We start from the raw sequence: 24914 nt of genomic DNA, 5'->3' as shown, positions 1-24914 counted from the left end.
CCTACCGGTGGGATCGCGGCGGTGTCGCGGATCCCCGGCAGCATGGAGCTGTGGTGGCCGGGCCGCGAGGGCTCGGTCGAGGGGGCGTACTGGTACGAGGCGGCGCCGGTGCCGAGCATCGACGTTCGCACGGAGAAGCACCAACTCGGTGGGTGGATCCATGTCTCCGGACACGGTTTCACCCCGAACAGCAGCGTGGAGTTGTTCGCCGACGGGCTGGTCCGCAGGGAACGCCCGATGCAGATAGGAAGCGTCGGCACGGCGGCGGACGGAGCGTTCAAGGACTTCGTCTACGACGCGAGATGCTGGTCGGGGCAATTTGAGAGGGCGACGGTGCGCGCGGTGGACGTCCGTACCGGAGCCCGGGCGACCGGCACCACCACAGCCTTCTCCTGCGGCTGACAGCACCAGCGCGACGGCACGAGCGCGACCGCACGAGCGCGACGGCACTGCCAGGGCCCTGGCGGTGCCGTCGCCGCCGCGATCCTGTGACTCACAGCAGCGAGTTGCCTGCGGGTCACACCCTCGGACTGACCAGGCCGGACTCGTAGGCCAGCACCACCAGTTGCGCGCGGTCGAGCAGCCCGAGCCGGTCGAGGACGGAGGTGATCGCGGTGCCCACCACCTCCTCCGGCATGGCCAGCGTCTCGGCGACCTGCCCGTTGGTCAGGCCGCGTGCCACGAGCTTCACCAGGTCGAGGTCGCCGTCGGACAGCCCGTTCAGTCCTGGCGGGGTGGCCGGGTCGCTCCTTCCGGTGAAGGCGGCGATGAGCCGGGTCGTCACGGCGGGATCGATCAGCGCGTCGCCGGCCGCCGCCGCCCGGATGGCCGCGATGAGCTGCTCGGGCGCCGACGTCTTCAGCACGAAGCCGCTGACTCCGGCGCGCAGGGCCGCATACAGGTTGTCGTCCGTGCCGAAGGTGGTCATCATGATCACCTTCGGTGGCGCGGCGTCGGACAGGACGCGGCGGGCCGCCGCCAGGCCGTCCAGCCGGGGCATGGAGATGTCCATGAGCACCAGATCGGGCCGGGTGCGGCGGATGACCGCGATGGCCTGCTCGCCGTCCTCGGCCTCGCCGACCAGCTCCAGGTCAGGCTCGCTCTCCATGATGACCCGCAGCCCGGTACGGACCAGGGCCTGGTCGTCGGCGACGACCACCCGCAGCGTCGAGCCCCTCAAGGTACGCGCCCCGGCCGGGGGAGCGCTGGGAGCGGGGGCGTCCAGGTGCGCCGCCTGGGCGAGGATGTCGCGTTCGAGGCGCTGGAGCGTCGTGCCGGGGTCGAGTCCCAGCTCCTCGCGGAGCAGGTCGCGCGCCCGGCGCAGCGCTCCAAGCGCGTCGCCCTGCCGCCCCGCCCGGTACAGGGCGAGGGCCAGCAGCCGCCAGGCCTCCTCGCGTAGTGGATGGGCCGAGGCGTGCGCCTCCAGATCGGGGATGGCCGCGGGGGCCCTGCCCAGGCGCAGCGCCGCGTCCGCGCGGTGCTCGATCGCCAGCAGCCGCAACTCGTCCAGCCGCATGGCTTCGGCGGCGGCCCACTGCAGGTCCGCGAACTCCGCGAGGGCCGGCCCCCGCCACAGGGCGAGCGCCTGGTTCATGCGCTCCCACACCACGGCGGCGTCGTCACCCTGGTCGGAGCGTACGAGGCTCTCGAACAGCCAGGTGTCGACGTTCTCCGCCTCCGTGCGCAGCGCGTACCCGGGAGAGGCGGAGACCAGGACCTCGGCCTCCTCGCGGGGCGCCCGGTCCGGCTCCAGCGCCCGGCGCAGCCGGGAGACGTACCCCTGGATCGTGGAGAGCGCCTGGGCGGGGGGATCGCCGGGCCACAGTTCGTCGATCAGCACGCTCACCGGCACGGCACGGCCACGAGCGACCAGGAGCCGGGCGAGAACGGCCTGCTGGCGCTGCCCGCCCAGATCCAGCGGCGAATGATCGTGGAACGCCTGGAACGGTCCTAGGGCAAGAAGTTTCAACATCGCAGCGCATAGCGTAGAGCGAATGGGCATATGTCCGTACGGCAACAGCTGCTGGTGTTCCCCGCCGGCCACGGCAGAGCCCGCCAGGGCCCGCCGGTCCGCCAGGGCCCGCCGGTTCGCCAGGGCCCGCCGGTTCGCCAGGGCCCGCCGGTTCGCCAGGGCCCGCCGGTTCGCCAGCGCCCGCCGATACCGTTAGAGCCCGCCGGTCCGCCAGAACCGTCGGCCTCGCTCAGAGGGGGAGCACCGCCTCGACCACCGTGCCGCCGCCCGGTGCGGAGACGGCCCCGCAGTTCCCGCCGAGTTCGGCGGCCCGCTCCCGCATCGAGGTCAGGCCCACCCCCGCTCGCGGACGGTCCGGCAGCCCCGTACCGTCGTCGCCGATCCGCACCCGCAGGGCCTCCGCGCCCCGATCGAGCGCGATGTACGCGCTGGAGGCGTGCGCGTGCCTGCGGACGTTGGTGAGCGCCTCCTGGACGATCCGGTACACGGCCACCTCGACGGCGGCGGGCAGGTCGTCCAGCGTGCCGGTGACCTCGACGGTGGTCGGCGGCGGCCCCTCCGCGGCGAGTGCGCGCAGGGCCGAGGCGAGCCCCAGGTCGTCCAGCGCCGGCGGGCGCAGCCCGTACACCAGTTCCCTGATGTCGCCCGACACGGCGTCCATGCCGGTCCGCAGGTCGCGGAGCAGGGTGTCGGCGGAGTCGGGCGAGCTCTTGAGGCTGCTGCGCGCCATGTTGATGGTCATCGCCATGGAGGACAGCGTCTGCCCGAGGCCGTCGTGCAGGTCACGGCGCAGCCGGCGGCGCTCCTCCTCTCGCGCGCTCAGGATCCGCTCGCGTGAACGCTGCAGGTCGGCGGCCATGCGGACCGCGTGCGCCACGTCCGCCGCGTACGGCACGAGCGTGCTGAGCACGCGCTCGTCGTGGGCGGCGGCGAAGCGGCGCGCGCCGGGACGTCCGATCAGCAGACGGCCCACCGTCTCGCCGTGCCACACCAGGGGGATCTGCCGGGGGTCCTCGCCCACGTCGCCGCTCTCGACGTACCGGGGTTTGCCGTCGACCACCTCGACGGCCGTGCCCTCGACGGCGAGACCGTCCCGCAGCACCGTGACGATCGACGACAGCGCCTTGGCCGGATCGGCCCTGCGCACCTCCTGGGTGAGGCGTTCGGCCAGCAACCGCGGGTCACCGACGCGGCCGTACATCATGTGGTCGACGAGCCGTTGGAGCGTCCGCCGAAGCGGCTGGAAGAACGCACCGGCGAAGAGCGCGGCGACCAGGCCCGCGACCTGGTCTCGCTGCGACACCACCAGGCTGGACAAGGCGCTGATGCCGAAGTACACGCCGCTGACCACGGCGAGCACTCCCGCCGCGACGAAGGCCCGGCTGACGATGGTGTCGATCCCGTAGAGGCGGTAGCGCGTCACGGAGAAGGCGATGGCGATCGGTACGAGCGCCGCCCAGCCGGTCGCGAGTGACGACATGTCATCGCCGGCCAGCAGGAACAGGACGTACCCGGTGAAGGCCAGCAGTGGCCAGGCGATCTGCCGCCGCACCTCCGAGTCCGAGTGGCGGAAGCGGACGGCCAGGGAGAGCAGCGCCAGCACGACCGAGCCGATGATGCCGGTCCACGCGATGGTGTAGATCAGGTCGTTGTAGGGCCGCAGCCCTTCGATCGCGAGCGGGTTCGGGATGGGGACCGGCAGGTAGCTCGGGTTCGGGGTGGGCCGGACGATCTGCCGCGCCGTCTCGACGGAGATGGCGGCGAGGCCGAAGGCGGCGACCGGCCACCAGCGCCTGGAGGGCAGCCTGCCGTTGGGTGACAGGAGCGGCAGCATCATCGCGAGGGACACGCCGCACACCGCCCAGAGGGTGACGAACGGGTACCGCAGGTAACCGGCGATGACGAGATCGCCCTGCGAGGCCAGGTGGAACATCAGCATGCCGCAGAACTGGCTGACCCCTCCCGCCAGGCCGCCTGCGCACATCAGCCACGCCATGACGAGGCGTGGTCGGTGGAACACCAGGAACGCGCCCACGGCGGGGAACGTGAGGCCGGCCGCCACATCGGGAGTCAGCCGCATGGGCGGGCGCCACGCGTCCGGCACCCTGGCGGAGATGACCAAGGAGGCGAGGACGAGGACGGGTGACACCACGGCCGTCGCTGCGGCCACCGTCCGTGGCACCGTGATCCTGACCATCCCCACACTCACCCTTCCCGACGGTGGTCGGTGCTATTCGGTCTCCGCTTTGGTCGGTCTCCGCGCCGCCGCCGGAGAACTATGGCCCGCTGTAGTACGACATTTCGTGCATGTCTGGGCTATCGGGCCGTGTGGACGCGCTGGTCCGCCAGGGGTTCACCGTGGTGGCTTGCACCTTGCCCGTTGTGCGCGGGGTCCTCCGTGCTCATCGGAAGCTCGTCCACGCCCACCGGAAGGACGACCTCGACGAGCGTGCCGCCATCCGCCGGGCGGGTGATCGAGCACGTCCCGCCCAGCTCCGCGGCGCGCTCGCGCATGGACGGCAGCCCGACGCCCGAGCGGACGTCGCCGGGAAGGCCGACGCCGTCGTCCCGTACGCTCAGCCGCAGCTCGCCTGCCGGGCGGCCCAGCGTCACCACGATGGACGAGGCCCGCGCGTGCCGCCGCGCGTTCGTCAGGGCCTCCTGGGTGATGCGGTAGACGGCCACCTCCACGGCGGCCGGCAGCCTGTCCGGCACGTTCCCCCCGCCGACGCGCTCGTCCTTCTCGCCTGCCCGGTCGAGCCGCGCGTCCGGCTCGCCCGCCAGGTCGAGGCGGGTGCCAGGCTCGCCCGCCAGGTCGAGGCGCGCGTCCGGCTCCGTCAGGCGTCGTACGGCCTCCGTGAGGCCGAGGTCGTCCAGCGCGGGCGGGCGCAGCCCGTACACCAGTTCCCGGATCTCGTGGGTCACCGTGTCCATGCCCGCCCGTAACCGGGCCAGCAGGTCTTCCGCCGACTCGGGGGAGTCGTGCAGCATCTTCCTGGCCATGGTGACGGACATGGCCATGTCGCCGAGCGCCTGGCCGAGGCCGTCGTGCAGGTCACGGCGGAGGCGGCGGCGCTCCTCCTCTCGCGCGCTCAGGATCCGCTCGCGGGAACGCTGCAGGTCGGCGGACATACGGACGGCGTGCGCCACATCGGCCACGAACGGCGTCAGCACCGCGATCATGCGATCGTCGTGGGCCAGCGGGAACCGCCTCGGGCCGGGCCGCCCGATGAGCATCCGACCCACGGGCTCGCCGTGCCAGACCAGCGGCACCTCACGCGGGGAGTGGCCGACCTGGCCGATCGCGACGCTGCCCGGCCGCCCGTCGGTCACCTCCACGGCGACGCCGGACACGGTCAGGCCGTCGCGGACGGTCGCCACCACGGCCGCCAGCGCGCTCGCCGGTTCGGCCGAGTGGACCTCCCTGATCAGCCGTTCGGTCAGATGGCGCGCGTCGCCGCTGTGCCCGTAGAACAGCAGGTCGGCCATCCGCCGCAGCGCCCGTCGCAGGGGCTGGAAGGCCGCGCCGGCGAACAGGGCCGCGGCCAGCCCGGCGAGCTGGCCGAGGCCCGAGGCGACGAGCCCGAGAGTGCTGACCGCGAAGTAGACCGCCCCGATCGAACCCGCCAGACCGGCGGCGATCAGCGTCCGGCTGGCCAGCGTGTCGATGCCGTACAGGCGGTTCCGCGTGACCGCGATGACGATGGCGGCCGGGATCGCGGCCGTGGTCAGCATGGCCGCCACCGAGTACGGCGCCCAGCTCTCGACGATCCAGTTGGCGGCCACCGCGTACAGCAACCAGCCGACCTGGCGCCGCCCGGCCGCGTCGGCGATCCGGAAGCGGTCGACCAGGGACAGCACGCACAGCCCCTCCGCGATCAGGTACCAGTCCACGCCGAGGCCGCCGAGCCAGGCGCCGACCGGCGCCAGCCCCTCGATCGCGAACGGGTTCGGCCCGGCGGGCGACCCGGGCACCGAGGGCCGCACCACGAACAGGAACGCGAGCAGCAGCACGATGCCGACCGCGAAGGCGGCGACCGGCCGCCAGCGGCGCGCGGGAAGCCTGCCGTCGGGGAACAGGAGAGGGAGCAGGAGGTCCACGGCGACGATGCACAGCGCTCCGGCGACGGCGTTGTAGTCACCGATCAGCGACCGCGTGGCGAAGTCGCCCGCCAGATGGGACCGTTCCCACAACGCCTGCGCCACGCCGAGCGTCGCGGTGACGAACCCGCCGGCCAGCATCAGCCAGCCCACCGGCAGGCGGGGCCGTCGCAGCAGGAGCAGCAGACCGAGCACGGGATAGACGACGCCCACCACGTCGTCCCCGGTCATCACGCTGGGCCGTATGCGTTCGGGGACCTGGACCTGGAAGCGCAGGAACAGCCCCGCCGCGACCAGGCCGACGGAGGCCACCGCCAGCGATCCCGCCGCCCAGCCGAGTCGGCGCATGCCCCCGTGCCTCCCTCCGCGCTCCCGGCGCGGCGGGAGGCATCCGGAAAGTATGGGACGGCGCATAACAGCGAATCAACGACCGCTTGATATCGCACTTCAACCGATATGAAGGGCTACATCACCCTCGACCGTCCGGTGTCAACGAGAGAGTCCTGGTCGCCGCGGTCCTTAAGCGGATCGTAAACCGGTCTCTGGCGTCGTGTTCCCAGCGGAGGCCTGGAGCGTTCGCGATGCGAGGACAAGGGGAGCTCAGCAGAAGAAGGGGCGGGCGGAGGGCAGGGCGGTGAAGGGGGCGGGGTCGGCGTCGGGGAGCGGTGGGCCATCGGGATAGGTGTCCAGGGTGCCGCCGGCCGCATGACCCTGGGAGCGCTCGGGCCAGGCATCCCTCCTTCCGAACCCGAGCCCCCTGGCCCCGGTGGTCCCGGGGCCGCTGGTGCCGAACTCCATGCCGCCGATCCGTGCCTTGGCGCTCTCCGACTCCAGGGCCGGAGGCCGCGCGGTGCCGGGCGCGGCGGTGGCGGGGCCCGTCGTTCCCCGGCCGGCCGGTGCGGGCAGGGTGCCATCGGTTCCGCTGCGAGGTCTCGCGCCTCCCGCAGAGCCGTGAGTCCCGTTCCGTCCAGATGAGGGGAGGTTCCGCGGCACGGGGGACGCCTTCGCGGGTGCGTACAGGCGGTATGGAGTGCGCTGGAGCCCTTCGGGGGCCAGGTCGATGCCCGTCGCGATCAGCCGCTGCCCGTACACGTCGGTGATCCGCACGGTGTACGGCCCGGAACCGATGCCGCGGTGGGCCACCCAGTAGTTGTCGGAATGGCGCGACAGGGCTCGCCATCGGCCCTTGTGCAGGACCTCCAGCCGCTGGAGGGGATTGCCATGGTCGACCGCCTGGATCGCCAGCCACCGGGTCGAGGAGCCCTTCTTGAGCCGGAACGCCACCGGCCTCGGAACCAGGGGGTTCTGCACGGTGTGGTAGCTGATCGGCACCATGCTCGGGCCGGGACCCGCCACCCGGGCGAAGGCGGCGCGGCTCAGATCGAGCTCGCCGGGAGCGCACGACAGGCATTCGTCGATCACCTGGACGCGGACGGTGCCGCGAGGCCCCGTGACGTCGAGATACGCACCGCAGGCCGCCGAACCGGCGTACTCCTCGGCGGACACGGCGGCGACGAGATCGCCGAGCACCGCCCCGGAGAGCGAGCAGTTGCCGCCGCGCGCCCACCCGGTCAGCGACCTGGCCCTGTCGAGGGCGCGGTCTGCACGGCGGCTCATGCCGTCGGCTTCGTGCCTGCGGACGGGCCCGTCGTCGGCGTCGCCGTGATGGCGGGGTGTGGCGTCGGCCTGGCCTCCGCGGCCGGACCCGCCGTCGGCGCAGGCGCCGTTCCTGCCGGCCTGGGCGCCGAGCGCGACGAGCGTGAGCGCCGCCGCCATCGACACCGCCCACGCCAGCCACTGCCACACGGCCGGACGCCTGAGGACCAGACGACGTGGCACGGCCCGCCGTGGTGACGGCAGCCGTACGGCCGGCGGCCACGACCGCCGCCGAAGGGGCGGATGCCATCGCCGCAGCCGCAGGGCCGGAGGTCTGGCGCGCCGCCGATCCGCGTTCATTCGCTCTCCCTCGCCTGACGTCAACGTTGACGAATGCAGAACGAGACCATGCTGTCACATTACGTGACGGCGGCGTGTGTCCGTAATACACCTCGTGTCGAAGGCCGGTGGCGCACGTCGGAAGGGTGGACCCACGTCGGGAGCAGCGGAGTTGGGCGTCTCACAGGGGACCCGCGTAACGTGTGCGAAACACCAAGCGGGCAGACTGGGTGATGACCAGACATGTCTTCCGCCGATTCAGAGACTGGCTCAGCGTGACGACGATGGTGTCCGATCACCGTCCGGCAGAAGGGGATGCCTTGGACCGCCAGCAGGAGTTCGTGCTCCGTACGCTCGAAGAGCGCGACATCCGGTTCATCCGGCTGTGGTTCACCGACGTGCTGGGCTTCCTCAAATCAGTGGCGATAGCTCCGGCGGAGCTCGAAGGGGCGTTCGCCGAAGGCATCGGCTTCGACGGGTCCGCGATCGAGGGCTTCGCCCGCGTGTACGAGTCCGACATGCTCGCCAAGCCCGACCCGTCGACCTTCCAGATCCTGCCGTGGCGGAGCGAGACGCCGGGCGCCGGGCGCATGTTCTGCGACATCCTCATGCCCGACGGGTCGCCGTCGCACGCGGACCCGCGCTGGGTGCTCAAGCGGACGCTGGCCAAGGCCGCCGACATGGGCTTCACCTTCTACACCCACCCCGAGGTGGAGTTCTTCCTGCTGAAGGGGCGGCCCGAAGAGGGCCAGAAGCCGGTGCCGAACGACTCCGGCGGGTACTTCGACCACACCCCGCACAGCTCGGGTCACGACTTCCGGCGTAACGCGATCATGATGCTGGAGGCGATGGGCATCTCGGTGGAGTTCAGCCACCACGAGGGCGCCCCGGGCCAGCAGGAGATCGACCTGCGGTACGCCGACGCGCTGACGACCGCCGACAACATCATGACCTTCCGGCTGGTCATGAAGGAGGTCGCGCTGGAGCAGGGCATCTGGGCGTCCTTCATGCCCAAGCCCTTCTCCGAGTATCCCGGCTCGGGCATGCACACCCACATGTCCCTGTTCGAGGGCGACCGCAACGCCTTCTACGAGCCCGGGGCCGAATACCAGCTGTCCAAGATCGGACGGTCGTTCATCGGCGGCCTGCTCAAGCACGCCGCGGAGATCACCGCCGTGTGTAACCAGTGGGTGAATTCCTACAAACGGCTGTGGGGCGGTGCCGAGGCCATCGCCGGACTGGGCGGCGAGGCGCCGAGCTACATCAGCTGGGGTCACAACAACCGGTCGGCGCTCGTACGCGTCCCCATGTACAAGCCGACGAAGGGCAACTCCACCCGCGTGGAGTTCCGGTCGCTCGACTCCGCCTGCAACCCCTACCTCGCGTACGCGGTCATCCTCGCCGCGGGGCTGAAGGGCATCGAGGGCGGGTACGAGATGCCGCCCGGCGCCGAGGACGACGTGTGGGCCCTCACCAGCGCCGAGCGACGCGCGCTCGGCATCGAACCGCTGCCACAGAGCCTCGACGAGGCCATCACGACGATGGAACGCAGCGAACTGGTCGCCGAGACGCTCGGGGAACACGTCTTCGACTACTTCCTGCGCAACAAGAAGGCCGAGTGGCACGACTACCGCCGCCAGGTCACCGAGTTCGAACTGGGGCGCTACCTGCCCGTCCTGTGACCGGTCGGCTGATCTCGAGATGAACGGGATCCGTATATCTCTGGGCCGAGCCGTCCGGTGACGGCTCGGCCCGGCTTTACGACCCGCCATGGGTTGGTCGACTCGCCGTGGTTGGTCCCTTCGTGACCTGGCTCGGGCCGGTTCGTTCGTGACCTGGCTCGGTTCGTTCGTGACCTGGTTCGGATCGGTTCCTTCATGACCTGGCGCCGGCCGGCTTCTGCCCCGGCTCGGTCGGCGAGGTTCTCGCGGGTCTGTTCTTCGGCGGGCCGGCTGCCGTGTGTCACTTCGTCGTTACCGGCGGCTAACGGATCCGTCATCCGTACCTGATGCCATGACAGGAGGAACGTACGGATAAAATGTGGTGGTATCTCACAGTATTTACTATTAGGTGCTCCTGGTGCGGAGCAACATGGAGGGCTTCAGCTTGACGACTTCCGCCGGTCTGCAGACAGTGCTCACCGTCCCGGCTCGCTTCCGTGGTCCTGAGGACACCGCCAACGGCGGCTGGATCGCCGGCGCTCTCGCGGGCACTTTCGCGGACACGCTGGACCGGTCGCATGCGCTTGAGGTGACCCTGCGCCGGTCGACTCCGCTGGACACCGAGCTCGCCGTGGGCCATGTCGCCAACTCGGTCTCGCTGTCCCATGGCGGAGAAGTGCTCGCCGAGGCGATCCCCGTCGCCGAGGATGTGACGCCGCCGCCGTTCGTGCCCTTCCCCGACGCGGCCCGCGCGGAGGCGGGCTTCGCCGGCCTGACCGGCGACCATCCGGTGCCCGGATGCTTCGTTTGCGGGTTGCGGGACCCCGGGGACGGCCTGCGGATCTTCCCCGGCCCGGTCGAGGGCACGGACCTGATCGCGGCAGGCTGGCGGGTGCCGATGACCCTGACCGACGAAGAGGGCGTCATCCCCAACGCCCTGATCTGGGCGGCGCTCGACTGCCCGAGCGGCTGGGCCCACGCCGCGTCCGGTGGTCCGGGTCTGCTGGGTCGCATCACGGCACAGGTCTTCCGGCGGGTGTACCCGAACGGCACCTACTCCGTCGTCGCCCGCGCCTCCGGCCGCGAAGGGCGCAAGCTGTTCGGCGAGAGCGCCGTGTACGAGGTGGACGGCACCCTCGTCGCCGCCGCCAAGGCGACCTGGATCATCCCCGCCTGAGGGTCTCGGTGAGACGGCCGGCGAGGAAAGCGCGTTCGGCTTCTGTGCCGGCGAGCGTGATCGCCTGCTCGTAGGCCGCGGCGGCGGCGGCATTCCGGCCCAGTCGGCGCAGCAGATCGGCCTTGATCGCCGGCAGGTAGCGGTAGCCCGCGAGTCGCGGGTCCTGTTCCAGCGCCTCGACCTCGGCCAGCGCGGTCGCCGGTCCGCTCACCATCGCGATCGCCACGGCCCGGTTAAGGGCGACGACCGGCGACGGCCACGCTTCCAGCAACGCGTCGTAGACCACCAGGATCTGCTCCCAGTCCGTGTCCCCGTACGTCGGGGCGGTCGCGTGCAGCGCCGCGATGGCGGCTTGCAGGGCGAATCGGCCGGGGGTCCCGCCGCGGAGGGCTCCGAGGACCAGGCCATGCGCCTCGGCGATCGCCTCCTGGTCCCAGAGCGAACGGTCCTGTTCCTCCAGCGGCAGCAGGCGCCCGCCCGTGGTGGTACGGGTCGCCCGGCGGGCGTGGTTGGCCACAAGCAGCGCGAGCAGTCCCTGGACCTCGCGCTCGTCCGGCATCAGGTCGCGGAGCATACGCGCCAGGTCGAGCGCGCGCTCGGCGATGTCGTTCCTGGTCAGCGCGGGCCCGGCCGGGGCGGTGTGGCCGGTGGTGAACAGCAGGTGGATGGTGGTGAGGACCGCGTCCAACCGGCCCGGCACCTCGCCCGGGGCCGGCATCCGGAAGGGGATCCGCGCCGCCGCGATCTTCTTCTTCGCCCGGGTGATGCGGGCCGCCATGGTCGTCTCCGAGACCAGGAACGCCTTCGCGATGTCCGGGGTCGTCACACCGCAGACCAGCCGCAGCGTGAGGGCGACTTGAGCCTCGGTCGCCAGCGCCGGGTGGCAGCACAGGAAGACCAGCCGCAGCCGGTCGTCGTGAACCGGCGGGTCGGCCGGGAGATCGAGATCGGCCGCGGCCGGCTCCACTAGCAGGTGCAGCTTCGACCGGAACGTCGCGGCCCTGCGTAAGGCGTCCAGTGCGTTGTGCCGGGCCGCGACGGTCAGCCAGGCCCCCGGCCTGGCCGGTACGCCGCCGCGCGTCCAGGCGTCGAGCGCGGCGGCGTAGGCGTCCTGGACGCATTCCTCGGCCAGGTCGAGGTCGCGGGTGACGCGCACCGTCGCGGCGAGCACCGTGGCCCACTCGCGACGGTGCGCGTCGGCGACCACCTGCTGGACCGACGTCACATCGTCAGCAGCGGCCGCACCTCGACGGCGCCATCCATGATCGGAAGCAGCCTGCCGATGGCGATCGCCTGGTCGAGGTCTGTGGTCTCGACCACGAAGAAACCGGCGATCACCTCCTTGCTTTCAAGGAATGGGCCGTCGGTGACCAGGCCGTTCTTGTGGATCGTCCGCGTGGTCGCGCTGGGCTGCAGCGCCTGCTCGTTGACGACCTTCGCGCCCATCGCGGCGATGTGCTCCCCGACCCGCATGTTGGCCTCCATGACATCGGGCGGGATGTCCGCCACACCCCCGGGGGTCTCCTTCTCGTAGATCAGAATCGCGTACTGCGGCATGGCTTTCCTATCTGGTCACTTGGCTCCATCACCAGTTACCGGTCTCCGGGCCCATCGCACCGTACTCGAGCTTGCCATTCGTCGCATAGGTGCTGATGAGGACACCAGTGCTCGACGTCGTGGTGCCGACGAGCTTGAGGCCGGACGGGACGGTCCCCTCCGCGAAAAGCCGCTTGCCGGAGCCGATGAGCACCGGGAAGACCAGCACATGAAACTCGTCGACGAGGTCGTGCTCGACCAGCGTCTGGATCAGCTTGCCGCTGCCGTGGACCTGGATCTCGCCGCCCTCGCCTTGCTTGAGCTTGCCGACCGCCTCGGTGACGTCACCGGTGAGCAGCGTCGTGTTCCGCCACGACACGGTGTCCAAGGTCCGCGACGCGACGTACTTGCGCACGCTGTTCATCTTCTCCCCGATAGGGTCGTCGGCGCCTGCCAGCGGCCAGGTGGCGGCGAAGATGTCGTAGGTTTTGCGCCCGAGCAGGAGCGCGCCGGCCCTGCCGGTCAGCGCGGTCATCAGCTGGAGGATCTGCTGGTCTATGTGCGGTACGGCCCAGCCGCCGTGCTCGAACCCGCCGTCACGGTCCTCATCACCGCCGCCCGGCGCCTGCATGACCCCATCCAGGGACACGAACGTGGTGACCATCAGCTTCCGCATGTCGTTTCCTTCGTTCCGTTCGTTCGTACATACCGCCGGGCATCGTCGGCGACGCCCTCACTGACCACGGCGAACGAAACCACCCACATTCGACAGCAGACCCGAGACGAATCCGTTCTAGTTTCCGTCCCTCCCGTAGGTGCCCCGACCGGGTGGGAAACAGACGGGTTCCCCGATCAAGTGGGTGCCGGGAGGGCCTGAACGGATCGATCAAAACCTGGCCGAGTCCCCCATCGATCTCCGGGCTGCTCACCCTAGATGGCGCCCATCGGTGTACCGCCCGTATGTTCTCCAAGCGGTTGAACGAACGAAGAAGCCGGTCGAAGGTCGTCAGCGAAGGGCGCGGATCGTGGTCAGGTCATGGGCCGCCTGTGGTGTGCCGGGCCAGTGCCGGTACGAAGGCGTCCCACACCTGTTTCGGTATGTCGTGCCCCGCGTCGTCCAAGATGAGTAGTTCGGCGCCGGGGACGGCGTCGCGCAGCGCCTCTCCGTGGGGGAGGGGGAACACCGGGTCGCGGCTCCCGTGCACCACCAGCGTGGGCACGTCGATATCGCCGAACCCGCCGCACTTCGGCGCGTCGATGTCGATGGCGTAGTGGTTGGTCAGCATTGACGCGACGTCGCGGGTGCGAGCCACGTCATGCTCCACCAAGGCACGGATCGCGGTCTCGTCGAAGTGAGGCGAGCCACCGGAGTACGCCTTCGCCGACCCGACGATGAAGTCGACCACGGCATCGTGATCGGCGGGGTCGGGGTCGGCGTGGGTGTGCTCAGTGAGTTCCTTGGAGGGCGGCGGGAGGCCGTCGTCCCCTGTCGTGGTGGAGACGAACGTCAGCGAGGCGACCCGCTCGGGGTGATCCACCCCCGCGGCGAGGGCGAGCCCGCCGAACATGGACTGGCCGACGATGTGTGCCCGCTCGATGCCCAGGACGTCCAGGATGCCCAGCGCATCCTGGATCAGGTCGGTGAGCGAGTACCCCGGCCGCCCAGGCGGGTAGGAGGTCGACCGGCCGGTGTCCCGGTTGTCATAGCGGATCACGAACCGGTCGTGGGCCGCGATCCGTTCGCACAGCTCCGCCTCCCACCACAGCATCGAGGCGGCCGCCCCGGCGATGAGCAGGACGGCCGGGTTGTTGGAGTCACCGAAGGTCTCGACGCACAGTTCGACACCGTTGATCTCAAGCAGCTTCTCGCCGCTGGACATGTGCTCGGCCATGGAGGCGACGTTAGGGCCACATGGTCACCGTGAGAAGCGATGGTTCCCGATCGTGTCCCTCAGATAGGGATGTTCCCGTCGAGTAGCGATATGGCCCAGACGGCCAGGAGGGTCAGGGCCGCGATGCCCAGCACCGCTGAGGCGCCGAACAGGGACCAGCGGAACAGCCGGTAGGTGACAGGTACGCGGTCCTCGCCGCCCCTGCTCGGTGTCCATGGCCGCCGCAGGTCGGTCATGGTGAGGTCGGCGTGATCATCCTCCTGGGCCCCGTCCTCCTTGGCTCCGTCCTTCCCGGTCGCGTTCTCCCCGGTTCCGTCCTCCTTGGCCCTGCCCTTCCCGGTCGCGTCCTCCCCGGCCCCGTCGTCCTTGGCTCCGTCCTTCCCGGTCGCGTTCTCCCCGGTTCCGCTCTCCTTCGTCCCGTTCCCGGTGGTCCTCGTGGTGGGTTGGCTTCGTTCGGTGGTGTGCTCGCCTGGTGCGGTGTCCCCGCCTGGTTCGGCGGCACCGGTCCTGTCGCCGTCTCCCGTGGCGCCGGCCGTGTGCCCGTTCAGTTCGTTGCCGTTTCCAGGCGCGCCGGCCGGGAGAGGCAGGCCGGTGAGCCAGGCCAGGAGGCGGGCGATGGCGGCGTCGTCCGCAGGGAGGCCCGAGGCGAGGTAGCGGACCTCGCCCGCCGTCCTGGCCAGGTCGCGGATCATGTTTCCGAGGCCGACGCCGTCGAACCAGCCGGGGAGCCGGTCGGCATCGCCGCCGATCGCGGTCTTGCGGAGCAGGTCGGCCTTGGTGACCACCACGGCGACCCGCTTCTGCCGGCCGCCGTCCGCGCGTGCGGCGAGCTCGTTCTTGACCCGCTGGAAGGTGTCGAAGGGATCCTCGGGGGACAGCACGACGCCGGCCCTCTCCAGGGTCTGCCGCTCGCCGGCCGACAGGCTCTGCTGCACCAGCGGCAGGGCGAAGGGGTCCACCACGATGAGCATCGCCTCGCCGTGGGCCAGGTAGCTCATCTCCTCGACCTGCGTGGCCCCGGTGAACCCCTCGCCGGAGGGGTCGAAGAGGTAGAGGATGCGGTTCCCGCTGCGGGTCCGTGAGCCGGGCAGGGTGATGTCGACCATGGTCGCCGACGGGGCGGCGGTGGTGGTCTTGGAGACCTTCCCGAGCCGCAGTTCGCGGCGGAACCGCGCGAAGGCCATCTCGTCGCCCTGGACCACGAACCCGGCCCGTCCCCGGGCGGCCTTCACCACCCCATGAAGAGCGCTGATCGCGAGCACCATGAACGTCGTCTTGCCCGCGTCCGGCCCGCCGACGAACGGCAAGGGCTCGATCCTGGCCCGGCCGATCCGGTTGGGCAGCGCACGCTCACATTCGGGGCAGTACGCCTGGAGCCGGAACCGCCCGAGCACGATGGCGGTGGGCAGCCGCGTTCCACAGCGGCACACGTGCCGGAAAGCCCCGTAGAGGTTCGGGGTCAGGCGGCGGTGCCGCTCGCCGCAGGTGGGACAGGCGTACTCGGGAAGCGCGATCCGCGCGTAGCACTGGGGATGGGGGCAGGTCTGCAGGATCCGCCGGGTCCGCATGAAGACCTGTTCGACGCCGAGCAGCAACAGCAGGCACGCCAGCCACACCACCATGCCCACCGCCGCGACCAGCACGTACGCACCGGTGAGCGCCACCGCGACGGCGAGGATCGGGATCGCGGCCAGGCAGAGGCCGGTGACGGCGCCGAGCCATACCGGCAGCAGGAAGAAGCCCCGGACCTTGGTCATGAGCGACCGGGTCACCTTGCCCAGCGCTTCCGTGGCGGTCTGGCCCATGGCGGGGACGGCGGCCCGGTGGATCTTCCACCAGTCCAGTGACGCCTGGCTGAAGAGGTAATGCCGGTAGGCGGGATCCCCCTTCCCCCCGGGCGCCGGAGGCGATGCTCCGCGGGCCGTGACGGGGATCAGCACCCGTCCCACGCGCAGGAAGTACAGGCCCGTGCCCACCAGCGTGGCGGCGACCAGGGCCAGCGCGAACACCACCGGGAACACGTACAGGAAACCGAAGTACATGCACACGCACCACAGCGCGACCAGGACGACCGCGGCGAGCGGCATCAGCGTGCCTCCCGCTTCCACGGCCGCCCGCGGCGTCCCTTGGCCATCTCCCTCAGCCCTGCCGCGAGCTCACCGTCGCGCTTGAAGCGTGACTCCGCCGACCCGAACAGCGACCAGCTGGTGAGCTCGGACCGGGCCCAGGCGTCCAGATCCGGCACGGTCTGCCCCGCCAGGTGGAGCCGGATGGCGACCTCCAGCAGGGCGGCCTGCTCGTCACGGCTCCTCCGCCCGTCCAGCCAGGCATTCGAGAGCCTCGCCCGGTCCACCTCGGGTAACTCCTTGACGACCTCGGTCCTGAAGCGCGGATCCCGCCGGGCCAGGGCGCGCGCGGCCAGGGCGACCGCCTCCCGCAGCAGGTCCTCCTGGGCCTCCGCCTCCAGGGCCCCGAGCCGCTGGAGCAGCGAGGCGGCGTCCTCCGGCAGCTCCGCCTCCTCGACGCTCGCCGCGAGCAGCACGACCTCGGCGTCCGTGGCGGGATAGCCGGGCACGGAGCCCCGTACGAGCTCCGCCAGTCGCACGACGTCGGGGTCCTCCAGACCTTCCGCAAGGAACGTACGGACGGGCAGGTCGCTGAGGTGGGGGGAGGCGCTCATGGCCGTGCCGAGCCGGTCGACCAGGGCCGTACATTCGGCGGTGCCCGGCGCCGCGTCCCAGACGGACAGCAGGGCCGCGTCGCGATCCTGCTCCATTCCGCCTTCCACCCTGACGCCGAGCCTGATCAGCTTGACCGTGGCGTCAATCCGCGAGATCCGTGCGCGCCGTACGAGGGAGAGCACGACCGCCATCCCGGTCAGGGGGACGGGCGAGAGGTCCCGCGACTCCAGCAGGTCGCAGACCCCGTCGGTCAGCATGCGGTCGCGGATCTCGGCCGGGGACTCCTCAAGGCCGAGGACCGCGCCGGCCAGTACCGCCTCGTGCAGCTCCGTCGGTACCCGTCCCAGCAGCCGTTCGAGGTCGCCGCTGCCGTGGCGTACCAGCGCCCGGGTGGCGGTCCCGGCGTCGGTACCGGCCACGGGGGCCCCGACCGCATGGGCGGTCCCGGCGGCCTCCGCGAGTTCCTCCAGGTCCTGGGCCGCGGCGAGCACCTGGGCGGCCTCCCCGCGCAACGACTCCCGGGTCTCCTGCCGCAGCGGGGGAGCGGGCGGTGGCAGGGTGTGGTCCCGCAGGGCCAGTACGGCGCACCGCGCGGCACAGCGCTCGGCGGTGTCGGCCGGCGCGAGGGCGCGGGCGGCCGAGGCGAGCTCGAAGCCCATCTCGCCGGACCTCTCCCCGAGGTCGTGCCACAGCCACTCGGGCAGGTCGCCGGACAGCGTGCGGGCGATGGCCGACTGCTCTTCGATCGTCACGCTCGGATCGCCCCGGCAGAAGGCCAGCAGCGCCGCGCTGGTCTCCGGCTCGAACCGCCCGCCTCCGCCGCCAGATCGCCCCAGCTCGCCGATCGCGTCGATTCCGGCCAGGTCCGACCGCCGCCAGCAGTCCGCCACCGTACGGGCGAAGCGACCGAGCCTCGCGCTCGGGTCAGGAGGCTCGTCCAGCCGTATGACGGCGGCGTCGATGTCGGACGGCATCCAGACGTCCGGCGTCGTCCCCACGATCACCTGCGGCGCTGCGCCCGGATCGGCGCTGTAGGTGAGGAAGGGCAGCCGGGCCGCCACCGGCCATGGCAGGGAGTAGGAGATCACGCCGATCCATCGCACGATCTCCTCCACATCGGCGGAGACCAGGACGAGCCGGCCGTGCCCCTGGGAGAGCGCCTTCCCGACGGCCTCCAGCAGGATTCCGAGACGCGTGTAGGCGGCTTCGCCTCCGGAGGCGAGCCATTCGGCCAGTGATTCGGGGTCCACGCGGTCGCCCGGCAGCGGGTCGGCCAGCTCGGGCAGGGCGGTGCCCGGAGGCGCGGGGGCGTCCGACCACAGGGACGCCTGCCAGAACTCCACGGGCCGCAACCCCATGAGCTCGTCCGCGTCGACGACGACGGCGTGGCCGAGGAAGTTGCCGTACCGGCCGGAATAGTCCTGCCCGAGGTAGACGCAACGGGTGAGCACGCTCAGCTCGCCGAGCGGGCCGTACGCCAGGGCGACCGGAAGCTCGGCGACCTGCGCCGGGGTCGGGGCCAGGGGTGCGGTGGGCGGGGGCTTGTAGCTGAGGTACGTCGCGACCTTGCCCGCGAGGCCCGGGGGGAGCCCCGGCGACTCGGCGACGAACTGGAAGCCGGCGCGCCCGGCGGGCCCGGCCTCGGCAGAGGTGTAGTGGAGCTGCCAGGCCATCACCCCTCACCTCCGCCCGGAACGGGCCATGACCATCTGCACGGTGCAATTCCCGCGTGGCATGTTGTAGGGCTCATCGGCGGACCCCGCTGAGCATGCCGAACCTGTACAGGAGCCACAGCAGGGGATCCTCGACGCGGTAGGGGCGGATGCCGCCGGGTCCGACGGCGTTGCGGCCGGGCACCCCGCCAAGAGCCGAGAGCCCGAACAGCGCGAAGTCCATGAAGTGCTGACGCAGGTAGCGGTCGACCATCCCGGCCTGCCACTCGTCCAGCAGGGCCCTGACCTGCTCGTGGACCGCCTCCCTGTCGTCCAGGTCGAGCGTGCCGGACGGGGTGCGGGCGCGGTGCAGGGCCGACTGCGCGTCCATGCCCTCCTGCAGCGCGTCGATCTTGCTGAGCGCCACCGCGACCGGCACCTTCAGCTTTCCCGAGCCCGCGCGGTCCCGCAGCAGCTCCGTGACCCGGCTGATCACATTGATCGGGTCGCTGTCGGGATCGCCCGCGTTCGCTCCGCTCCTGGCCTGGGCGAGCCCGCTCAGCGAGGCCTTGGCCCCGGGAAGCTCCATCGGGTCGACCAGGAAGATGATCGCGTCGGCGGCGTTGAGGTACCGCAGGTGCGTCTCGGTGGACTCCCTGCTCCGCAGGTCCTCACCCGCGGTGTCGAAGAGCACCAGGGTGAGCGACATGGTCTTGGTCCGCAGCCGCCCGGGCACGGTGCGGGTGAGCAGGTACACCAGCGGGTCGCGCGGCTCGGTGGCCGCGGGCTGGGTGGTGTTGAGCAGCCGCTGCTCGCCGTACAGCGGGCGCGCGAAGTCCTGCTTGTAGCGGGCGATGGTGCGGTCGTCACAGGCGACCAGGGACGAGTCGAGCTCCGCCCCCACCCTGTTGGTCAGCTCGTGCAGCAGCACGGCGATGTAGGTGCTCTTGCCCGAACCCTTGGCCCCGACCAGGGCGACGATCCTGCCGGGGTTCGCGCAGTATTCCGCCGGAAGCCGGTTGTGGCACTCCGGGCACACCCGCCACCCGGTGGAGCGCCCGCAGTCGGGGCAGTCGGCGCGGCGCCCGGGCCGGCGTACCGAGAAGACCGGAGGCAGGGAGGCGGCGGCGGGGGAGCCGAGATAGGCGGCCAGGGTCTCGTCGAGCCGCACGTCGCAGCCGCCGCCGCGCCCCGGCCTGCCCGCGCAGCGGAACGCGATCCGGTTGCCGTCCAGCCGCGCGAAGCAGAACGGGCAGGTGATCACCAAGGGCTCATCCCACCTTCAGTCACCACGGGCCTCATCCCACCTTCATCCGCCGGACCGGCGGGTCGATCAGCGCCACGTCGCCTTCCGGCGACATCGCGGAGCCCGCCCCGGCGTCCTCGGAGGCGCCCTCGGCGAAGCAGCGCAGCCAGTACGGCTTCGCCTGCCGGGGCGCGGGAACGGTGAGACGGGCCGGAACCTCCAGGTCGATCCAGTGGTCGAGCAGGACGCCGTCGTCGGCGGACTTTGGCTGGACGTGCCCGGGTTTGAGTACCAAAGCGAAGCGGCGCAGCCGTACGGGGCGGTCGGCGGTCACCTCGACCACCACTGAACGCCGCCACGCCGGGCCCTGATGGCTGAGGTCGTAGTGGACGGGGACGTGCCCGGGCAGCCTGAGGCTCGCGGCAGGGCCGCGCACGCGCTCACCGTGGACCAGCGAGGTCGGCGCGACCTCGACGGTGACGGGCTCCCCTTCGGGGACGTCCAACCGTACGCCGCCCTGCGCGCGGTAGGCGGCGGGGTTGACGATCATGCTGCGCCCCTTCCAGCGCACCTCCACCTCCGGCACGTCCGGCGGCCAGACGAAGCCGACGTAAACGGTGACGCCCCGGCGCTGTGCGGTGAGGCGGGTCGGGGGCGCCAGGTTCACGTGGTCGAGGTGCCCGCCGACCGTGGCCACCTCTCCGGCCACGGTAACCGCGAGGAGCACGCCCTGGCTGCCCCCCGGCCGGATGGCCTGCCCTTCCCGGGTGGGAATGGTGGGAATCGTCCGGCTCGCGCCGCGGAGTTCGGCGAGCGACAGGGTGGTGCCCAACGGCCAGGGAGGCGCGGCGTCGAGTGCGACGATCTCCAGCTCTCCGGTGGGGGGCTCCTCGTACCGCACCAGGAACGTGCCCGGAGCCGCCGGGTCGGGGTGGAGGGTGAAGTCGGTGACCGGTCGCGGCCGTCCCTGCGGGGTCACGGTGTGCCGCACACCAGGAGTGATCACCTCGCCCTCCGGCCCCGAGTAGACGGCGGACACGATGTAGGTGTGGCTGATGCCGTTGACCACCTCCCGGTCGCGGAACCCCGTGTCACCGGAAGCGAGCACCCGGCCGTCCCGGCTGACCACCACCCGCATGGCCCCGTCCGGCCGGGACCACCGGCCCGACACCACGCCGTCGCCCGCGCTCAGCCGGATGTCGCGGGGCTCGGGCCGTACGACGACCGGGGCCGCCGCCGCGGGCATGGAGACGGCCTCGTCCCTGCGCGCCACCACCGAGTAGGTGAGCGGGGTGTTGACCGGGGGCCGCTCGTCGCGCAACGACGGGCGCTCGGTGGTGCCCAGCGGCGCGCCGTTCCGGTAGAGGTCGTAGACGATGCGCCCGGCCCGTGACGGGGAGGGCTGCCACACCAGGCTGACCCCGTCGCCCTGGAGGTTGGCGCGCAGGCCCCGCGCCGGGTGCGGCGCCAGCCGTACGAGCAGCTCCGCCGCGCCCGGCAGGTCGGGCACGCGCTGGAGGGCGTCACGCAGCGCGAGCCAGGCGTCGTCGGGGTCGAGGGCGGCCCGCGCGCGGTTCCTGAGCTGGACGGCCCGCGCAAGCCTGGCCCTGACCTCGGTCGCCAGCTCCGCCGCCTCACCGATGAGGGCGCCGGGGTCCAGGGCGTCGGCGAAGTCGGCCGCCGCGTGGATCTCCCCGGCGTCGACCAGCTCGCGCAGCCGCGCCGACGGGCCGCTGACGGCGCCGCCCTCCGCGCGGACGGCGAAGATCAGCCTGCGGGCGTCACCGGGAGCCAGGTCCAGCTCGGTGGTCGCGTGCCGCAGGAGCGTGTCGTCGTAGGGGTGCTCCCGTACCCGTTCGCGCAGGCGGGCGACGATGTCGTACCGGATCAGGGTGGCGAGGCCGGGGGAGTTGCGCAGCGCGGCCAGCACGGTGTCGGCGCTGATCGTCCACGGTCCCCGGGTACGGGTGGACCACTGCCGCTCGACCTCCCTGACCGCGTCCTCTGCCGGTCCGGCGCCCGGCACCACGAGCCCGTCGAGCACCCGCATGCCGGCGCAGCGGTCGCCGAAGATGAACCGGCCCAGGTGGCTCAGCCCCAGCGTGTCGAGTGCCTCGCGCGCCTTGCCGTATCCCGGATAGGGGGCGGCCTCCGGCAGCGCGTCGGGCTCGCGGACCTCGATGGACCGTTCGGTGGCCAGCCGTACGGCCTCCTCCGGGCTGACGCCGCTCGACCGGGCGATCGTGGTCAGCAAGGCGGGGGAGAGCATGCGCAACGCCCCCGCCGCGTCGTCGAGCCGGCCGCCGGCGTCGTCGAGCCGGCGCGCCGCCCGGCGTTCGGAGTCGCCCAGCGCCGCGCGGAGCGGCGTCAGATCGCCCTCGGCGGCGGCCGAGAAGATCGGCGCGAAGCGGGAGTGGTCGGCCTCCAGCCGGTCGGCCAGGCGCTTGTACTTCAGCATGCCCCGCGCCCGGCGCCAGCACTGGCGCACCTGCTTGACGGTCTCGCTCACCTCGGGCGCGGTCATCGCCTCGCGTAGCTGGTAGCGGACCCGCAGGTCCTCAGGAGGAAGCCCGCCCGCCTCGCGTGCGGGCTCCAGCACCTCGCGGGTGTACCGCTGCTCGTCGAAGGCCATGCGGCCGCCCGGCTAGCTGACCTGGACGCGGGACAGGGCGGCCCGGGACTCGGCCACGTCCTCCTCGGACATGCCGCCGATCTGGACGCGCAGCTCCAGCTCCTCGCCGGTCTCCCGCTCGCGCGAGGTGACCTGCAGCAGGCCGGAGGTGTCGAGCGCGAACGTCACCTCGATCGGCCACCCGGCCGGCTTGCCCGGCGGGATCTTCAAGACCCCCTCGGCGATCTGGCCGTTGTCCTCGGGCTCGTCCGACTCGACCGTGCCGGCCTGCTCCATCACCTCGATGTTGACCCCGGTCTGGCCGGCGTCGATGGTGTAGAAGTCCTGGGTCACGGCGGCCGGGAGCGGGTCGTTGGCGTGCACGAGGTGCTCGACGCTGCGCCGCCGGTTCTCCTTGTCGGTCACGATGATCCCGAAGGCCCGGGAGGCCACCGTCTTGATCGTGCGCGCGGCGATCTGGTCCTGCTGGTCGGCGGACAGGCCGGCCCGCGCGGCCATGTCCTCGGCCTGGTCCCGCTCGCCCGAGAGCAGCAGCCGCCGGTAGGTCTCCTCGAAGGCGTACAGCGCCGCGCCCTTGGCGACCGCGAGATCGGGGTCCTGAAGGCGCGGGGTGAGCTGGAACTCCTTCTGCAGGGTCTCGGTCACCGCAGGCATCTTGGTGGAGCCGCCCACCAGCACCAGGTGGTCGTAGGCCTCGACGCCCTTGGACGCGGCCGTCTCCATCGTCCGGCGGGTGATCTCGATCGTGCGGTCGAGCAGGTCGCGGGTCAGCTCGGTGAGCTCCTCACGGGTCAACTCGACCGTGGCCACCCTGCCTTCGTGGACGACGCGGACGACATGCTGGGTGCGCGAGGAGAGCGTCTTCTTCAGCTCCTCGGCGTCGCGGCGGAGCTGCTGCTCGGACTGCTTGTCGAGCAGAGGGCTGCCCGCGTCGGGGTGCTCGGCCTGGAACCGCTCGGCCAGGTGCTCCACCAGCCGGTCGTCCCAGTCGGCGCCGCCGAGCTCGTGGTCGCCGTCGGTGCAGATCACCTCGATGTTCCCGCCCTGGAGGGTGATCACCGTGGTGTCGAAGGTGCCGCCGCCGAGGTCGTACACGAGGATCGTGTGGTCCTTGTCGGGATTGAGCACGCCGTAGGTGATCGCCGCCGCGATGGGCTCGGAGACGATGTCGATGACGTTGAGCCCGGCGATCTGCCCGGCCTTCCTGGTCGCGTCGCGCTCGGCCGCGCCGAAGTAGGCGGGCACGGTGATGACCACGTCGTCCACGGTCTCGCCGGTCGCGGTCCTGGCGTCGTCGGCCAGTTTGCGAAGGATGAAGGCGGAGATCTCCTCCGGCGTGTACGGCCTGCCGTGCCGGATCCGGGGCACGTCTTGCCCCATGTCCCGCTTGATCCGGCTGACGACGAGGTCGGGCTCGATGACGGCGCTGTCCTTGGCGGTGGCGCCGACGACCACGTTGTCGGGGGATTCGAAGAACACCACCGACGGGGTGGTGTCGGTGCCTTCGAGGTTGCGCAGCACCGTCGGCCGTCCGACGTCGTCGACATAGGCGATGCAGGAATACGTCGTGCCCAGGTCGATCCCGTAAACAGCCATCGCCTACTCGCTCTCCTTCTCCGTACCGCCATCCGTCTGCTCCGGGGTCTTGTCCTTCGTCCCGTCGCGCGGAGGTTGGTCCTTTATGTCTTTTCGGTCCTTGTGCTGCCTCGGGGCTTCCGAGCCACTCTGTTTCTTCTGGTCTTTGGGCGTTTTCCGCTTTTCGGGGTGCGCCGTCTCGCTCTGCGGGGCGGCCCGCCCGACGACCACGGACGCCTTGCGCAGCACCCGCTCGCCCATCGTGAACCCTTCGTCGAGCACCTCCACGACCGTGCCGTCCGCGTCGGGGCCGACCACGCTCGTCTTGGCCGGGCGGTGCAGGGCGGCGTCGTACGCGTCGCCGGGCTTGACGGCGACGCGCTCCGCTCCCGTGCGGCCCAGCACCTCGGCCACCTCGTCGGCCAGCGCCGAGAGCAGCTTGCCCGCGAGCTCCGGAGCCGGCGGGTCGGTCCCACGCCAGCGGGCGGCGCCGCGCGTCACGGTGTCGTGCAGCCGGTAGAGGCCCGCCCGCACCGGGGTCAGCGCCTCCTGCAGCAGCCCGTGCCGCAACTGCTGGTTCTCGGCGTGCAGCCGGTCGATGACCTGTTCCCGGTGGGCCGCACGTTCGTGCTCGCGCCTGACCGCCTCTGTGAGCGCCGCGAGTTGCCGGGTCAGCTCCTCGACCTGGAGCGCGAGCTCCTTGGCGGTGTCGGGGAGGCCGGAGCCGCCGGAGAGGGAGGATGGTGTCGCCTCGCCGGAGAGGGGCTCGAGCGGCTCTTCAGGGGGAGGCGCCATCTATCTCCTCGTGCCGGAAATTCGCGAATTCCTGACGTCAGTAACTCTAGCTACCCGAG

General features: G+C 71.5%; 17 protein-coding genes. 3 read left to right on the top strand and 14 right to left on the bottom strand.

Annotated elements, in window-relative coordinates; translation table 11 throughout:
• On the top strand, positions 1–402 hold a 402-nt coding region (locus ABD810_RS39185), incomplete at its 5' end, for a hypothetical protein (RefSeq protein WP_344953051.1).
• A gap of 115 nt (positions 403–517) precedes the next feature.
• On the opposite strand, the gene ABD810_RS39180 is transcribed toward ABD810_RS39185, so the two are convergent.
• The 4 genes from ABD810_RS39180 to ABD810_RS39165 form a co-directional block, all read right to left on the bottom strand.
• Positions 518–1972 (bottom strand): BTAD domain-containing putative transcriptional regulator, encoded by a 1455-nt coding sequence (locus ABD810_RS39180; protein WP_344953049.1) that lies wholly within the window; start codon positions 1970–1972, stop codon positions 518–520.
• 229 nt (positions 1973–2201) lie between these two features.
• Positions 2202–4142: a sensor histidine kinase gene (locus ABD810_RS39175; protein ID WP_344953047.1), complete on the bottom strand. Its 1941-nt coding sequence runs from the start codon at positions 4140–4142 to the stop codon at positions 2202–2204.
• Positions 4143–4288: 146 nt separating this feature from the next.
• Positions 4289–6421 (bottom strand): sensor histidine kinase, encoded by a 2133-nt coding sequence (locus tag ABD810_RS39170; RefSeq protein WP_344953045.1) that lies wholly within the window; start codon positions 6419–6421, stop codon positions 4289–4291.
• A gap of 252 nt (positions 6422–6673) precedes the next feature.
• On the bottom strand, positions 6674–8029 hold the full coding sequence (locus ABD810_RS39165; protein WP_344953043.1) for an expansin EXLX1 family cellulose-binding protein: 1356 nt from the start codon (positions 8027–8029) through the stop codon (positions 6674–6676).
• Between the two features lie 299 nt (positions 8030–8328).
• Between ABD810_RS39165 and glnA the strand changes: the two genes are divergently transcribed.
• Both glnA and ABD810_RS39155 read left to right on the top strand, forming a co-directional pair.
• The gene (gene glnA / locus ABD810_RS39160) at positions 8329–9690 is read left to right on the top strand and encodes a type I glutamate--ammonia ligase (RefSeq protein WP_344953041.1); all 1362 of its coding nucleotides are present in this window, start codon (positions 8329–8331) and stop codon (positions 9688–9690) included.
• A 397-nt stretch (positions 9691–10087) separates the two neighbouring features.
• Complete coding sequence (locus tag ABD810_RS39155; RefSeq protein ID WP_344953039.1) at positions 10088–10846, top strand: hotdog fold domain-containing protein; 759 nt, start codon at positions 10088–10090, stop codon at positions 10844–10846.
• Here the strand turns inward: ABD810_RS39155 and ABD810_RS39150 are convergent.
• The 10 genes from ABD810_RS39150 to ABD810_RS39105 form a co-directional block, all read right to left on the bottom strand.
• Positions 10833–12071: an RNA polymerase sigma factor gene (locus ABD810_RS39150; protein ID WP_344953037.1), complete on the bottom strand. Its 1239-nt coding sequence runs from the start codon at positions 12069–12071 to the stop codon at positions 10833–10835. The two genes, ABD810_RS39155 and ABD810_RS39150, sit on opposite strands and share 14 nt — an antisense overlap.
• Positions 12068–12403: a YciI family protein gene (locus tag ABD810_RS39145; RefSeq protein WP_344953035.1), complete on the bottom strand. Its 336-nt coding sequence runs from the start codon at positions 12401–12403 to the stop codon at positions 12068–12070. Before ABD810_RS39145 ends, ABD810_RS39150 begins: the two co-directional genes overlap by 4 nt.
• A 28-nt stretch (positions 12404–12431) precedes the next feature.
• Complete coding sequence (locus ABD810_RS39140; RefSeq protein WP_344953033.1) at positions 12432–13058, bottom strand: dihydrofolate reductase family protein; 627 nt, start codon at positions 13056–13058, stop codon at positions 12432–12434.
• A 358-nt stretch (positions 13059–13416) separates the two neighbouring features.
• Positions 13417–14274 (bottom strand): alpha/beta fold hydrolase, encoded by an 858-nt coding sequence (locus ABD810_RS39135; RefSeq protein WP_344953031.1) that lies wholly within the window; start codon positions 14272–14274, stop codon positions 13417–13419.
• A 59-nt stretch (positions 14275–14333) separates the two neighbouring features.
• Positions 14334–16361, bottom strand: coding sequence for a TRAFAC clade GTPase domain-containing protein (locus ABD810_RS39130; protein WP_344953029.1), 2028 nt, complete (start codon positions 16359–16361; stop codon positions 14334–14336).
• Positions 16361–18628, bottom strand: a complete 2268-nt coding sequence (locus tag ABD810_RS39125) for a GAP1-N2 domain-containing protein (protein ID WP_344953027.1) — start codon at positions 18626–18628, stop codon at positions 16361–16363. Before ABD810_RS39125 ends, ABD810_RS39130 begins: the two co-directional genes overlap by 1 nt.
• Before the next feature lie 73 nt (positions 18629–18701).
• Positions 18702–19871 (bottom strand): TRAFAC clade GTPase domain-containing protein, encoded by a 1170-nt coding sequence (locus ABD810_RS39120; protein ID WP_344953025.1) that lies wholly within the window; start codon positions 19869–19871, stop codon positions 18702–18704.
• Between the two features lie 34 nt (positions 19872–19905).
• A complete protein-coding gene (locus ABD810_RS39115; protein WP_344953023.1) occupies positions 19906–22485 on the bottom strand; it encodes a hypothetical protein in 2580 nt (859 codons plus the stop codon).
• Positions 22486–22497: 12 nt separating this feature from the next.
• Positions 22498–24081, bottom strand: a complete 1584-nt coding sequence (locus tag ABD810_RS39110) for an Hsp70 family protein (protein ID WP_344953021.1) — start codon at positions 24079–24081, stop codon at positions 22498–22500.
• Positions 24082–24084: 3 nt separating this feature from the next.
• Positions 24085–24855, bottom strand: a complete 771-nt coding sequence (locus tag ABD810_RS39105; protein WP_344953019.1) for a nucleotide exchange factor GrpE — start codon at positions 24853–24855, stop codon at positions 24085–24087.
• Positions 24856–24914 lie beyond the last annotated feature (59 nt).

Source organism: Sphaerisporangium flaviroseum (genome assembly GCF_039537005.1).
Classification (GTDB): Bacteria; Actinomycetota; Actinomycetes; order Streptosporangiales; family Streptosporangiaceae; genus Sphaerisporangium; species Sphaerisporangium flaviroseum.
The sequence above is the reverse complement of the archived record's forward strand: the minus strand, read 5'-3'. Positions and strand labels throughout refer to the sequence as shown.